We start from the raw sequence: 13,739 nt of genomic DNA on the forward strand, positions 1-13,739 counted from the left end.
TAAAGCGGAGGCGGCTTGAACAGAGACGACAAGCATTTCTGGGCAATCAGAAGAGGGTGCTTTTTACCCTCAGCTGATTGAACTGAAATGACCTCGAGTCTCTAGCCGCCGGAGCTAGATTGCAACATTGGTCGATATTCGGCTTTCTTGACATCAATTCTTTATCTAGTTTTCAGGGAATAAATTTTAATTTACCCCTTGAAAAATTTCAAAAATATTATATAATAATATTTGTCATTGCAAGCAATATGTCTGGTGATAATGGCGAAGAGGTCACACCCGTTCCCATGCCGAACACGGAAGTTAAGCTCTTCAGCGCCGATGGTAGTTGGGGGATCTCCCCCTGTGAGAGTAGGACGTCGCCAGGCTATATCATTCCGCAGTAGCTCAGTGGTAGAGCTATCGGCTGTTAACCGATCGGTCGCAAGTTCGAATCTTGCCTGCGGAGCCATTGCTTCCATAGCTCAGCAGGTAGAGTGCTTCCATGGTAAGGAAGAGGTCACCGGTTCGAGCCCGGTTGGAAGCTTTTATATTTTTATTGAGAATGGCCCATTGGTCAAGCGGTTAAGACACCGCCCTTTCACGGCGGTAACACGGGTTCGAATCCCGTATGGGTCACCAAAGTTCTTTTGCGGAAGTACATAATGGAGGATTAGCTCAGCTGGGAGAGCATCTGCCTTACAAGCAGAGGGTCGGCGGTTCGATCCCGTCATCCTCCACCAAGTTTTTTTGCGAATGCAAAATAAACCTCATTTTTTGAAAAAATGTTTGATAACCATATACGCCGGTGTAGCTCAACTGGTAGAGCAACTGACTTGTAATCAGTAGGTTGGGGGTTCAAGTCCTCTTGCCGGCACCATTTTTTTTAGCTGGAGGGGTAGCGAAGTGGCTAAACGCGGCGGACTGTAAATCCGCTCCTTCGGGTTCGGCAGTTCGAATCTGCCCCCCTCCACCACTGTATATTTAAGTGTAAAATGGACATCCTATAAATGTCCCTTTTTTATGCCATTAAAGTAATTATTGGGCTATAGCCAAGCGGTAAGGCATCGCACTTTGACTGCGACATGCGTTGGTTCGAATCCAGCTAGCCCAGCCATTACGAGCCATTAGCTCAGTTGGTAGAGCATCTGACTTTTAATCAGAGGGTCGAAGGTTCGAATCCTTCATGGCTCATCACACATTTTCTCACATCGCAAGGTGTGGGAATTTCTCTATAATTTAAAACATATGGGGCCTTAGCTCAGCTGGGAGAGCGCCTGCTTTGCACGCAGGAGGTCAGCGGTTCGATCCCGCTAGGCTCCACCAGATTTTTTTTGCAAAAGCAAAATAAATGTCCATTATGTTTGCGAAAGCAAAATATCTATCCGCTTACGAAGCGTCAGCGGAGTAAAAATAACCATACATACATACGACATGATTAAACCTTTGAATCTTTTAGGAGATTTGAGGTTTTTTTGTTTGTATAGACAAAAATCATTCTATCCTCAGGAAATATTTTTAAATCGCTTTTTACCACGGACCGCCAACCACAATAATTCCACACTAGCACCTTCGTCTAAAACCCGCCTACATAATCTTACACTAACCCACAGAAAACCCCTCTACACACGCATATATATACACAATCCTGTCCAGTTGAACCATGCCTCATAGTATGGATAGAATAGAGATGTAAATAAATTTCGAATTGGGGGAATTTTTCATGAAGAAAAATATTTCTATTATTGGTGTACCGATGGATTTAGGTCAAATGCGTAGAGGCGTGGATATGGGGCCGAGTGCGATCCGTTACGCCGGGATTGTTGAGCGTCTTGAGAACCTTGGATATGACATTAAAGACTTGGGTGATATCGAGATTGGCCAGGCTGAGCGAGTACATAATAATCCTGATACGAATCTGCGTAATTTGAAAGCGGTTGCTGAAGCCAGCGAGACGTTGGCTGGTAAGGTGAACGATGTAATCGGGAGTGGAGATTTCCCATTAATCTTTGGTGGAGACCACAGTATTGCGATCGGAACATTGGCTGGTGTGTCTCCTCACTATGAAAACTTAGGTGTGATTTGGTATGACGCACACGGTGATTTGAATACAGGGGATACGTCTCCGTCAGGTAACATCCATGGAATGCCTCTTGCGGTAAGCCTGGGCATCGGCCATGAAGAGTTGACGGGTATCGGGCAGAGCTCACCAAAGATCAAGCCTGAGAACATCGTCATTATTGGAGCTCGTTCCTTAGATGAGGGAGAAAGAGAGTTAATTAAAGAAAAAGGCATTAAAGTTTACACGATGCATGAAATCGATCGCCTTGGCATGACAAAGGTAATGGAAGAGTCCATTGACTACTTGAAGGACAGAACGGATGGAGTCCATTTATCACTTGATTTAGATGGATTGGATCCAAGCGATGCTCCTGGTGTGGGTACTCCTGTTCTTGGTGGAATAAGCTACCGTGAGAGTCACTTGGCGATGGAGATGCTGGAAGAGTCGGGATTGATTACATCTGCGGAATTTGTTGAGGTAAATCCTATCCTCGATGAGAAGAATAAAACCGCTACTGTTGCTGTAGCGTTGATGGGATCACTATTTGGAGAGAAATTACTATAATGTAAAGCAAAAAAATAAGGCTGAGAACCCTTCAAGGTTCTCAGCCTTCATCTATTTCTCTTCAATGGTGCTTGACCACTTGATATTGGTTTAATAGATCGTCAAGACGAGTACTCAAATCGACTACTTGTTCGTCGGCAAAGGATGACTTTAATGCTAGTTCGACCATTTGGCGACGGCAGTCTTCAATTTGAAATAATAAATCATTCATTCTTCCCCTCATTTCGAGATCCTCCTACAATAGAAATAATAATTAGTTCCTTTATACCCCTTTTCTAATAATTGTAAACATTTTTCCCGAAAAATTTGTTAGGATAGTAATATAAAAAAATTGAAACCTTTTGATAGGAAGTTACGTATATAAATATAGCCGCATAGAGCGGAGGTTGTGAAATGGAAGCGTTAGTGAAAAAGCGGATTAAGCAAGTATTGAAAGGTGATCAGAACGCCTTTGCCGAATTAGTCGAGCTTTATAAGGATAAAGTGTTCCAAATCTGCTACCGGATGCTTGGAAATCGTCATGAAGCAGAGGATATCGCCCAAGAGGCTTTTATCAGGGCATATGTCAATATTGAAACCTTTAATCAGAAGAGAAAGTTTTCGACCTGGCTATTCAGAATAGCGACGAATCTTTGTATCGACAGGATCCGTAAGAAGAAACCGGATTATTTCTTAGATGCAGAGGTAGCGGGGACTGAAGGCTTAACGATGTACTCACAAGTGGCTGCGGATGTTCAGCTGCCTGAAGAAGAAGTAGAGAATATGGAGCTTCAGGAAACCATTCAGAAGGAAATTTCTAAGTTGCCTGAGAAGTATCGATCGGTCATTGTTTTAAAATATATCGAGGAGCTTCCTCTTCAAGAAATCAGCGAGATATTGGATTTACCCCTGGGAACGGTTAAAACGAGAGTACATAGGGGGCGTGAAGCTCTCCGTAAACAATTAAGATCACTGTAGAGAGGGTGAGTGAATATGAAACCTTGTCCTGAAGAAATCATCGAGTATATGCACGATTATTTAGATGGAGATTTAAATAGAGAAAAAGAAGAGCTGCTGAAGCATCATTTACAGGAATGCAGTGAGTGTCAGCATCACTTCCATGAACTGAAAAAAGCGATTGCGTTTGTACAGAGCACGTCTCATATTAGTGCTTCTGCAGACTTTACAGATAAAGTCATGTCAAGATTGCCGAAAGAGAAGAAGAAAGTGGGAGTCGAGAGGTGGTTCCGCCACCATCCGCTACTCACGGCTGCGGCCCTATTCCTTTTCTTTATGACCGGCAGCTTCTTAACGTCATGGAATGATGATCAGGATTTTTCATTTACGAAGAATGCGAAGTTAGTGGTTCAGGATCATACGGTTGTGGTGCCTGAGGGGGAAGTCGTGAATGGAGATCTGACGGTCCGGAATGGTGATGTGAAAATTGAAGGAAAAGTAACGGGGAATGTCACGGTCATTAACGGAAAGCAGTATTTGGCTTCAGCAGGAAGCGTGACTGGAGAAATCCATGAAATCGATGCGGCCTTTGAGTGGCTTTGGTACCAGATCAAAAAAGGGGCTAAAGACACGGTGGATTGGGGAAATTCGCAACTTGAAGAAAAGTAGGATAAAATAGAGGGGATGGAAGTAAGGTCCGTCCCTAAAAAGGACTGACATGTATGAATCCATGTCGGTTTTTTTATGTAAAAACGTGAGTTCATGAATAGACGAAAAAGAATCATGAAGCCGTGGGTGTCTTTCATTTGACAGTGATAAAATATGCTATAATAGGAACGTTACGAAAATGGAGAAGCCACACATGGCGGCTTACGCTTTCGATTAAGCTATTGGAGGATGTAATATGCCGTTTATCGATATTTTTTCGGATTACTCCGCGCTGGATTATGTCTCGGATATAGTAGATATACTCGTAGTATGGTTTGTAATCTATAAACTGATCATGCTGATAAAAGGAACGAAAGCAGTACAATTATTAAAAGGTATTTTTGTCATTATCATTGTAAGAGGTCTTAGTAGTATCTTTGGATTGGATACACTGGGGTGGATGATGGAGCAAGCCCTCACATGGGGGTTCCTGGCGATTATCATCATCTTCCAGCCTGAACTCCGCAGAGCCCTTGAACAATTGGGAAGGGGCCGTTTATTCTCAAGGACGGGACTGCAGGAAGAAGAAGAGCAGGAGCAGATGATCGAAGCAATGACGAAAGCCGTAAGCTATATGGCAAAACGTCGAATTGGTGCCCTTCTTACTCTTGAAAGGGAAACAGGGATGAGTGACTATATTGAAACAGGTATCCCACTCGATGCCAAGATTACGTCCCAGTTGCTCATTAATATCTTTATTCCCAATACTCCTCTTCATGATGGAGCTGTTATCCTTCAAAAAAATCAAATTGCTGCAGCGGCTTGTTATCTTCCCTTATCGGAAAGCCCGTTCATTTCGAAAGAATTGGGTACAAGACACCGGGCAGCACTTGGCGTCAGTGAGGTAACAGATAGTATTACAATTGTTGTATCAGAAGAAACGGGAGCTATCTCCATTACGAAAAATGGAGAGTTACATCGCGACCTCTCTTTGGAGCGCTTCACAGAAATTCTTATGGTAGAGCTCATTGGCGATAAGACAAATGCTTCCTCGACGAAATGGAGTTTTAGGGGGAAGAAAGAAAATGGATAAATTCATGGAAAGTCGTTGGTTCATGCGTATTGTGGGACTGATGTTAGCATTCATTCTCTATCTGTCCGTCAACTTTGATGATATTCAGAAGACGGCTAACAACAATAACGGCAACTCTCAAGATGCAATTGAAACGATCCAGGACGTCCCGCTTGAAGTTTTCTATGATCGTGAGAATTTAGAAGTAAGCGGCTTGCCTGATACGGTGAATGTGACTGTAGAAGGATCTAAAGCCATTGTGCAACAAGCCAAACAAGTGAAGGATTTCAGAGTCTATGTAGACTTGAATGATATCGGTATCGGTGAGCATCAGGTGAAAATAAAGATAGATAATATTTCTGAAAAACTCGATGTGAAACTCGACCCGGATACTGTCAATATATCGGTTCAAGAAAAGGTAACCGAAGAATTTACGATTGAACCTCAATTCAATGAGAGTATTTTATCCAATGGATATGAAGCAGAAGGACTGGCTGTTGATCCGAAAACGGTGAAAGTGACAGGCTCTAAGGAAGAAGTAGAACAGATTGCCTATGTCATAGCCACCCTTGATCTTGATGAGGAAATCAATGAGAATGTGACAAGGGAAGCCAGGGTGCAAGTCTTAGACCGTGAGTATAATAAATTAGATGTTCAAATTGATCCGGAAGTGGTCGATGTGACCGTTTCGGTTGTAAACAAAAGTAAGAGTGTGCCCGTGACGATTAAGCAAAAAGGCAGTCTTCCAGAAGGGACGACGCTGGAGTCGATATCAATTGAGCCTAAAGAAGCAACCATTTTCGGCAGACAGGATGTTCTGGACACAGTAGAAGAGCTGCTTGCAGAAATAGACCTTTCTAAGATTACTAAGGATTCAACCATTACGGTACCACTCGCCCTGCAAGATGGCTTAAATAAAGTGGCTCCTGAAGAAGTTAAGGTGAAGGTTGATGTCAACACAACCGAGGAAAAGAGCCTATCAGGTCTTGAAATCACCCCACAAGGATTAGCCGAAGAATATGAATATACCATCATGTCACCTGAAGAAGGTGTCGTCGATGTAGCGATGAAAGGTCAGAATGCACAGGTGAGCAAAGTGACGAAAGAAGACTTCTCACTTGCTCTTGATCTTTCAGGGCTCGAGCCCGGTGAACATGAGGTGGAAATAGAGGCAGAAGGACCGGAAGATATCGAATGGACCCTGTCTCAGCAAACAGTGAAAGTAGAAATTAAAGAAAAGAACACATCAGCATAAGAGCTGTAAAAAGGAGAGAATGACAATGGGTAAGTATTTTGGAACTGATGGAGTAAGAGGTGTAGCGAACACAGAATTAACACCGGAATTAGCATTTAAGCTTGGACGTTTTGGTGGTTATGTTCTGACAAAGGATGCTACGCGCCCCAAAATATTGATTGGAAGAGATACTCGAATTTCCGGACATATGCTGGAAGGAGCTCTTGTAGCCGGACTTCTATCAATTGGTGCTGAAGTGATGCGCTTAGGTGTCATTTCAACTCCAGGGGTAGCTTACTTAACAAAAGCGTTAGGCGCTCAAGCTGGTGTCATGATCTCAGCTTCTCATAATCCTGTAGGGGATAACGGAATTAAATTCTTCGGACCGGATGGTTTCAAGTTATCGGATGACCAGGAAAATGAGATTGAAGATCTATTAGATCAAACAGTTGATCAGCTTCCTCGTCCAATCGGTGCTGACTTAGGACAAGTAAGTGACTATTTCGAAGGCGGACAAAAATATCTCCAGTATTTAAAGCAGTCAGTAGACGAAGATTTCGATGGTTTACATATTGCGTTAGATTGTGCACATGGTGCAACATCCGCTCTGGCTACTCATCTGTTTGCTGATTTGGACGCTGACATCTCGACGATGGGAGCATCACCAAACGGGTTGAACATCAATGAAGGAGTAGGATCTACCCACCCTGAAACACTTGCTGAGATGGTGAAAGAAAAAGGGGCTGACCTGGGGCTTGCCTTTGATGGTGATGGGGACCGTATTATCGCAATCGATGAACATGGACAAATCGTCGATGGAGACCAGATCATGTACATCTGCGGTAAATACTTGAAGTCACAAGGTCAGTTAAAACAGTCTACAGTCGTATCTACAGTCATGAGTAATCTTGGCTTCCATAAAGGGCTTGAAGAGCATGGGATCCAAAGTATTCAAACGGCGGTTGGAGATCGTTATGTAGTGGAAGAAATGAAGAAACACGGCTATACTCTTGGCGGTGAGCAATCAGGCCACATCATCTTCCTGGATTACAATACAACAGGAGACGGTCTGTTAACGGGTATCCAACTTGTAAACATTATGAAAATGACTGGCAAAACATTATCTGAACTAGCGGGAGAAATGCAAAAGTTCCCACAAAAACTTGTGAATGTACGAGTGACAGACAAGCACCATGTAACGGATAATGAAACGGTTAAAAAGGTGATTCAAAAGGTTGAAGAAGAAATGAACGGAAATGGCCGTATCCTTGTTCGTCCTTCTGGAACGGAGCCGTTAGTGCGTGTGATGGCAGAAGCTCCTACTGAAGAACTTTGTGATCGATATGTAAATGAAATCGTACAAGTTGTTGATGAAGAAATGGGTCTGAACGAATAGTGGAATTAATATGCATAAGGGGTCAATACGTGCCTCTTATGCATATTTAATAAAGAGAGTGCTTTTGAGTATCATCGAACCACCGTTCTGAATACGCAAGTTGGTCCTTAAGGGTTTATCACTGCTCTGTTTCGGGAACATGACAATCGGATAACAACTTCTTGTTCTTGTAAGATTTATATTGACTAAGGGAAACATGCTAGTGTATGATGATTTTGTTTTCGTTTTCAAATTATATGGAAATGAGTCAAGAAGGAAAGGTGGATAGTAAGTAATCATCCTTATAAAGCGCCAGGGCTAAACGATGGATACGACAAGGATCGTTTAGTTGACGAGGTGGAGGTTTATCGAGCATTCGGCGGATGCCTCCCGGTTCGCATGTGTCACCGGACCGAAAGTTTCTTCCTTAAATCGTTGAGGCAACTTAATGGACAAAGGGAAGAAAGAAGTGGCTAATGTAAATACTAATGACAAACAGAGATAAGGGGGCAAGGTGTCCCCAAAAGAGTACTTGCCCCCTTGCATGTTCAGGGAGGATATATTAATTATGTGTGGAATTGTTGGATATATTGGAAATTCAGATACAAAGGAAATTCTTTTAAAAGGTCTTGAAAAGCTTGAGTACCGCGGTTATGACTCTGCAGGTATTGCCGTTCAAAATGATGAAGGCATCCATGTGTTTAAAGAGAAGGGTCGTATTGCCGACCTTCGCGGTATCGTTGATGAGAGTGTATCAAGCAACACAGGAATCGGTCACACTCGCTGGGCTACCCACGGTGTACCAAGCAAGGTGAATGCTCACCCTCATCAAAGCAACTCAGGCCGTTTTACAATCGTTCATAACGGAGTAATCGAAAATTACTCTCAACTTAAGCGTGAATATTTAACGGATGTAACGTTCAAGAGTGACACGGATACGGAAGTTATCGTTCAGCTGATTGAAAAGATTGTAGAAGAAGGCAACACGGTAGAGGAAGCTTTCCGTCAAACGCTCATGCTTCTTAAAGGGTCTTATGCCATTGCTCTTTTAGACGCTGAAAATGATGAGACAATCTTTGTGGCGAAAAACAAAAGTCCACTGCTTGTTGGTCTTGGAGAAGACTTTAACGTTGTTGCAAGTGATGCTATGGCAATGATTCAAGTAACAGACCAATACGTTGAGCTTATGGATAAAGAAATGGTCATCGTAACGAAAGAAAAGGTTGAAATTCAAAATCTGATCGGTGAAGTAATGGAACGTGCTCCTTACACCGCTGAAATCGATGCGAGTGATATCGAAAAAGGAACATACCCTCACTATATGCTTAAAGAAATCGATGAGCAGCCACTAGTGATGCGTAAAATCATTCAAGCTTACCAAAACGAGAGCAACGAGCTTCACATCGATGAGCCGATCGTCGGCGCGATGAAAGAAGCGGACCGTGTCTACATCATTGCATGTGGAACGAGCTACCACGCTGGACTTGTTGGAAAGCAATTCATCGAGAAGAGTGCAGGAATTCCTGTAGAAGTTCATGTAGCAAGCGAATTCAGCTACAATATGCCTTTGCTTTCTCAGAAACCATTATTTATCTTTATTTCTCAAAGTGGTGAAACGGCAGATAGTCGTGCCGTACTGGTTCAAGTCAAAGAGCTTGGTCATAAATCATTAACGATCACAAACGTAGCGGGTTCTACGCTGTCCCGAGAAGCGGATTACACATTGCTTCTTCATGCCGGACCTGAAATCGCCGTTGCTTCAACCAAAGCGTACACAGCTCAGCTGGCAGTACTTGCGATCCTTGCACACGTTGCAGGGCAGGCATGTGGAAACAACCAGGACTTTGACCTAGTTCAAGAGCTTGGTATTGTTGCCACTGCGATGGAAGCACTTTGCGATACGAAAGAAGAGTTCGAAGATATCGCACGCGAATATCTGTCAACGACTCGCAACTGTTTCTTCATCGGCCGCTCATTGGACTTCTATGTAGGTCTGGAAGGCGCATTGAAGCTGAAAGAAATCTCTTACATCCAGGCAGAAGGTTTTGCCGGAGGAGAGCTTAAACACGGTACGATCGCTCTGATTGAAGAAGGAACACCGATCGTTGCACTTGCAACTCAAGAAGAAGTGAACCTAGGCATCAGAGGAAATGTGAAAGAGGTAGTCGCTCGTGGAGCAAACCCTTGTATCATTTCCATGAAAGGCTTAGAAGACGAAGAAGATCGCTTCGTCATCCCGGAGGTTAACCCATTGTTAACACCTCTTATCTCTGTCATCCCATTACAATTAATTTCTTACTATGCTGCCCTGCACCGCGATTGTGATGTAGATAAGCCGCGTAACCTAGCGAAGTCGGTTACGGTTGAGTAAGGGTTAAATAGATGAAAACTGGTTTGTTGAATTACAATAAAGTCGGTAACTGAACAACAAAGTTGGTAATTCGACAACAAAGTTGGTAACTAAAAACCCTCATCTCTATTTCGGAGATGAGGGTTTTATAATTACTACTATTTTTTAAACATGTGCTTAAACGTTTCAAGATCTCTAAGGTCAGATTCTATTTCCTCAATAGAAGGTATCATACCTCCAAATGCTGGGGATTCATCATGTACAAAAGCAGAAGATTTAGTCATACCAGTAGTTACGGTTAAAAAGGTATTTAAAAAGGTTGGTGAGGTTGACAAACCCACAGTCTTAAAAGAAACTGTGAAGATTTTGATTGAAAAAGAAGAGAACAGTGAGCAATCAAAAAGGAAAAAGAAAAAATCGTCAGCGGAGATCAACCACCTTGGTCAGTTGATGAATAAAGCTAGAAAACAGAAAAAATCCGTTTTTGAGTGGTACTTAGATAAGGATATTATAAAATCACCACTTGATGAGTCTTGGAAGGATGATGAACATGCTGCTTTGGTTTCCCACTCCGTATCCTGATGAGCTGCTTTACAGCGTATTCGCGAGATACCATGTTCGATCAGGTAATACGAGTCCTAAAATAACAACAGAGGAATTATTCGGAACGCGTTCCATAAGGTCTGTTTGGGATTTACCAGCGAATTTAAACATATTGCTGAGATTTAAGTAAAGACGACATCACCTTGTTATTGAAAGTTTCTAAAAGCTCAAAGAAACTTCTTGAAGAAAACCTCTTGCAAAAAGATAACAATCCGATTCGAAACAAGTACCAGGTTCTTGAAGCAAAGAGCACTTGCGAGTCTTAATGGTTTTGTAGAACGAGATAGAGTATACAAACTGTTTTCCTCTATGTTTTCTGATCGCTATCTTGATTTATTACAGTCACCTGTTACATATGAAGAAACAAATTGGCTGACAATGATCTTTCAAAAGCACCGTAAGTCTTTCATCCAATTCGTCACATCTTGATCATGTTGTTTTTAGAAACTGATCTAGATCATATGTTTAATAAAGAAGAGTACCTACCGTTTGGAAAAGGTCCATGGCTATGTCTCAATCACACTTGTGATAAATACCAAAAGCGTTCAGTTACTTCATTATAACGGTCACAAGATGTTACAACACTAAAAAACCTGTTGGAACGTTTTATTGTAAACATTGTGACTTTGTTTTTTCTCGTAGAGGTCCTGATGGTGAATCAACAGATCAATATACAATCGGTACAATAAAGGATTACGGAGCTACATGGAAAGAAAGATTGAAAACGTTAGTAATTGAAGGAAATGGTTTGCATAGTATCGCCAAAGAAATCCGTGCTGACATTGCCACTGTAAAGCGGTATGCAGCGGAATTAAATTTAGATGTATCATGGAAGCCGCCAAAGTTGAAAATTAACATATCAAAGCAAGGTACAAAAGAAACCGATGCAATGTTACTTGTACAGAAAGAAAGATGGAAAGAACTTCAACAGAAGTATCCAGAGAAATCTAAGACGCAATTAAGAGATATGGCTAAAAATGTTTACGCTTATATCTACCGATATGATAAAGAATGGCTACAAGTACATTCACCCAATAAAAAAAGTTTAACGTCAACGTATCAAAGAATAGATTGGGAAGCAAGAGACAATGAACTATTGAAACAAGTAAAAGAGGCGGTTCAAGATTGGGATCAAGAAGCGACAAAACCTACAAGGATTACCGTCAGTGCTATTGCTAAAAAAATCAACAAGCTCTCGCTGATCCAAAAGAAGGCTGATAAACTGCCAAGAACAATGAAGTATATGGATAAAGTAACAGAAGAAATCGTTGAATTCCAAAAGCGTCGTGTAGAATTTCTTGTCCAAAAGAAAAAAGAAAATAACGAACCGATCATTGATTGGGAGATTTACCGAGAAGCGGGGCTGCGGTCGACAGTTTCAAGTGAAGTAAAAAGGCTAATTGCTTTACGTGTGACTGAATATGATTCTAATAAATAGTAAAAGAGCATTGAGACACTTCAATGCTCTTTTCATTTATAGTGTGAATTATGTACCCAATGGTTTAAGATGACCCAATTTTCCATAGTGATCAATTCTTAGATATTCTCCCCACACACGTTTTTTCCCGACTTCAGAATTCATCCAATTGTTACGATTGACTTCAGTCTCTTTATAAGTTGTATCAAACGTATATGGTACAAAAGCGATTCCCTGCGGAAGATGCTTTTTAAGAGTTCTGATCTGTCTCCCAGCTGTGTGACTCTTACAAATAACCATCAATGAGGTAATCGAAGTAAAATCAAAAACTTCTTTAGCGTATAATACATTTTCAAGTGAGTTGGTTGACTTTTCTTCGTAAACAATACTCTCTGAAGGTATGCCAGCTTTTAACAAATACGATATGATAACTTTAGCTTCTGAAACTTCATCGTCTTGATTCCCTTCCCAATCAGGGTGGGGTATCCCAGTTAAACTTCTTCCGCCTGTAACGATAATTCGCTTTGTATAATTGTTGTTAAACGCTTCTATGGCTTTTTCCCAATGACCTTGATGAGTGCCACTAAAAATAAAGAGTGCATCGCATTCTTTAGGAGGAACTACATCCTCAAAAGTAACTTTCGTTAAAAAACAGATTTCTTCTTGATTCAGATGTGGAATAATAGGTTCTTTCGGAATAAGTGGTTTCATTATTTGTCTCCTTTGTATATAGGATTGGTTTTGATAATTTCTAGATCATATAATTCTTTCACATCATGAATAAAAGTTGCTGTTTTCTGTCTGTTTGTAATCAAAATATCAATCTCTTTTAAGTCAATAGATTTAACAAAAGCGTTTTTATTTATTTTCGTGTGATGCATTAAAGCAATAACTTTATTGGATTGTTGGGCAACTTGTCTTGTGAAAAAGGCTACATTAGTAGTAGCGGTGCCTATGCCATCGATGGTTACTCCGCCACCAGTAATAAATGCTTTATCTAAACGGAACAATTTCATCATTTCTAATGCGATAGAATCGCTAATATTACCAGAACTTTTCAGATTGCCACCTATTAATATAAGCTCTATATTATTAAAATTCCTTAAGTGATTGGCGATTTGAAGAGAGTTTGTAACTACGGTAAAGGGAAAGTGTTCTTTTAAATACGAAAGCATAGCAAAGTGGACTGATGCCCCACCGATATAAATTGTTTCATTTTCGTATATGTGTTTTACTGCTTCCTTTGCAATTGCCTTCATATCGTCGTCTATATTGTAGTATCTCTCTTCGGAAGGTGGAGGAAGCATTTTTGTAAAACTTTTAAGAATGGCACCACCATGGGTCCGTTGTAACAAGCCTTCTTTTTCTAAGTGAGATAAGTCTCTCCTTATTGAATCAATAGAAACATTAAAATCCTTAGCTAATTCATTTACAAGGATTCTCTTTTTCTCTTTTAAAAGTTCCAAAATAATCGTTCTTCTTTCGCTCGAAAACAACTA

The 13,739-nt window shown here is 41.2% G+C and carries 14 protein-coding genes, 9 tRNA genes and 1 rRNA gene; 21 read left to right on the forward strand and 3 right to left on the reverse strand.

The features are described from left to right. The first annotated feature begins 251 nt into the window (after window positions 1–251). The 11 genes from rrf to rocF all read left to right on the forward strand — a co-directional run bounded on the left by rrf (window position 252) and on the right by rocF (window position 2,605). Window positions 252–368 (forward strand): 5S ribosomal RNA (gene rrf, locus ACOSV2_RS20500). A gap of 8 nt (window positions 369–376) precedes the next feature. Further along, a tRNA-Asn gene (locus ACOSV2_RS20505) sits at window positions 377–451 on the forward strand. 2 nt (window positions 452–453) lie between these two features. Next, window positions 454–526 (forward strand) — tRNA-Thr (locus ACOSV2_RS20510). 20 nt (window positions 527–546) lie between these two features. Next, window positions 547–621 (forward strand) — tRNA-Glu (locus tag ACOSV2_RS20515). Window positions 622–646: 25 nt separating this feature from the next. Continuing rightward, window positions 647–722 (forward strand) — tRNA-Val (locus ACOSV2_RS20520). 61 nt (window positions 723–783) lie between these two features. Then, window positions 784–859: transfer RNA gene (locus ACOSV2_RS20525), tRNA-Thr, on the forward strand. A gap of 12 nt (window positions 860–871) precedes the next feature. Continuing rightward, window positions 872–955: transfer RNA gene (locus ACOSV2_RS20530), tRNA-Tyr, on the forward strand. A gap of 66 nt (window positions 956–1,021) precedes the next feature. Then, window positions 1,022–1,096: transfer RNA gene (locus tag ACOSV2_RS20535), tRNA-Gln, on the forward strand. Window positions 1,097–1,100: 4 nt separating this feature from the next. Further along, window positions 1,101–1,173 (forward strand) — tRNA-Lys (locus ACOSV2_RS20540). A gap of 56 nt (window positions 1,174–1,229) precedes the next feature. Then, window positions 1,230–1,305, forward strand: a tRNA-Ala gene (locus ACOSV2_RS20545). 397 nt (window positions 1,306–1,702) lie between these two features. Then, window positions 1,703–2,605: an arginase gene (gene rocF, locus ACOSV2_RS20550; protein WP_113970156.1), complete on the forward strand. Its 903-nt coding sequence runs from the start codon at window positions 1,703–1,705 to the stop codon at window positions 2,603–2,605. Window positions 2,606–2,666: 61 nt separating this feature from the next. Here the strand turns inward: rocF and ACOSV2_RS20555 are convergent, their stop codons facing one another. Next, the gene (locus ACOSV2_RS20555; RefSeq protein WP_098351124.1) at window positions 2,667–2,828 is read right to left on the reverse strand and encodes an aspartyl-phosphate phosphatase Spo0E family protein; all 162 of its coding nucleotides are present in this window, start codon (window positions 2,826–2,828) and stop codon (window positions 2,667–2,669) included. Window positions 2,829–2,998: 170 nt separating this feature from the next. Here ACOSV2_RS20555 and sigW point away from each other — a divergent pair, with 170 nt between their 5' ends. The 10 genes from sigW (at window position 2,999) to ACOSV2_RS20605 (ending at window position 12,261) form a co-directional block, all read left to right on the forward strand. Further along, window positions 2,999–3,562 (forward strand): RNA polymerase sigma factor SigW, encoded by a 564-nt coding sequence (gene sigW / locus ACOSV2_RS20560; protein ID WP_113970158.1) that lies wholly within the window; start codon window positions 2,999–3,001, stop codon window positions 3,560–3,562. A gap of 15 nt (window positions 3,563–3,577) precedes the next feature. Further along, window positions 3,578–4,210 (forward strand): anti-sigma factor family protein, encoded by a 633-nt coding sequence (locus ACOSV2_RS20565; RefSeq protein ID WP_428976686.1) that lies wholly within the window; start codon window positions 3,578–3,580, stop codon window positions 4,208–4,210. A 235-nt stretch (window positions 4,211–4,445) separates the two neighbouring features. Further along, window positions 4,446–5,282, forward strand: coding sequence for a diadenylate cyclase CdaA (gene cdaA, locus ACOSV2_RS20570; RefSeq protein WP_113970160.1), 837 nt, complete (start codon window positions 4,446–4,448; stop codon window positions 5,280–5,282). After that, the gene (locus tag ACOSV2_RS20575; RefSeq protein WP_428976687.1) at window positions 5,275–6,516 is read left to right on the forward strand and encodes a CdaR family protein; all 1,242 of its coding nucleotides are present in this window, start codon (window positions 5,275–5,277) and stop codon (window positions 6,514–6,516) included. The genes cdaA and ACOSV2_RS20575 overlap by 8 nt, the downstream gene beginning before the upstream one ends. 25 nt (window positions 6,517–6,541) lie before the next feature. Further along, window positions 6,542–7,891, forward strand: a complete 1,350-nt coding sequence (gene glmM, locus ACOSV2_RS20580) for a phosphoglucosamine mutase (protein ID WP_428976688.1) — start codon at window positions 6,542–6,544, stop codon at window positions 7,889–7,891. Window positions 7,892–8,438: 547 nt separating this feature from the next. Next, a complete protein-coding gene (glmS, locus tag ACOSV2_RS20585; RefSeq protein WP_428976689.1) occupies window positions 8,439–10,241 on the forward strand; it encodes a glutamine--fructose-6-phosphate transaminase (isomerizing) in 1,803 nt (600 codons plus the stop codon). A 150-nt stretch (window positions 10,242–10,391) separates the two neighbouring features. After that, on the forward strand, window positions 10,392–10,802 hold the full coding sequence (locus ACOSV2_RS20590; protein WP_428976690.1) for a hypothetical protein: 411 nt from the start codon (window positions 10,392–10,394) through the stop codon (window positions 10,800–10,802). Beyond that, window positions 10,771–10,953 (forward strand): TniQ family protein, encoded by a 183-nt coding sequence (locus ACOSV2_RS20595; RefSeq protein WP_428976691.1) that lies wholly within the window; start codon window positions 10,771–10,773, stop codon window positions 10,951–10,953. The genes ACOSV2_RS20590 and ACOSV2_RS20595 overlap by 32 nt, the downstream gene beginning before the upstream one ends. Window positions 10,954–11,236: 283 nt before the next feature. Further along, window positions 11,237–11,386, forward strand: a complete 150-nt coding sequence (locus ACOSV2_RS20600) for a TnsD family Tn7-like transposition protein (RefSeq protein WP_428976745.1) — start codon at window positions 11,237–11,239, stop codon at window positions 11,384–11,386. Continuing rightward, window positions 11,383–12,261, forward strand: a complete 879-nt coding sequence (locus tag ACOSV2_RS20605; RefSeq protein ID WP_428976746.1) for a TnsD family Tn7-like transposition protein — start codon at window positions 11,383–11,385, stop codon at window positions 12,259–12,261. The genes ACOSV2_RS20600 and ACOSV2_RS20605 overlap by 4 nt, the downstream gene beginning before the upstream one ends. Before the next feature lie 48 nt (window positions 12,262–12,309). On the opposite strand, the gene ACOSV2_RS20610 is transcribed toward ACOSV2_RS20605, so the two are convergent. Together ACOSV2_RS20610 and ACOSV2_RS20615 are read right to left on the reverse strand one after the other, a co-directional pair. Then, window positions 12,310–12,951, reverse strand: a complete 642-nt coding sequence (locus ACOSV2_RS20610; protein ID WP_428976692.1) for a YdcF family protein — start codon at window positions 12,949–12,951, stop codon at window positions 12,310–12,312. Continuing rightward, window positions 12,951–13,736: a DeoR/GlpR family DNA-binding transcription regulator gene (locus ACOSV2_RS20615; protein WP_428976693.1), complete on the reverse strand. Its 786-nt coding sequence runs from the start codon at window positions 13,734–13,736 to the stop codon at window positions 12,951–12,953. The genes ACOSV2_RS20610 and ACOSV2_RS20615 overlap by 1 nt, the downstream gene beginning before the upstream one ends. Between the last annotated feature and the right edge of the window lie 3 nt (window positions 13,737–13,739).

This window comes from Rossellomorea sp. DUT-2, assembly GCF_052665285.1.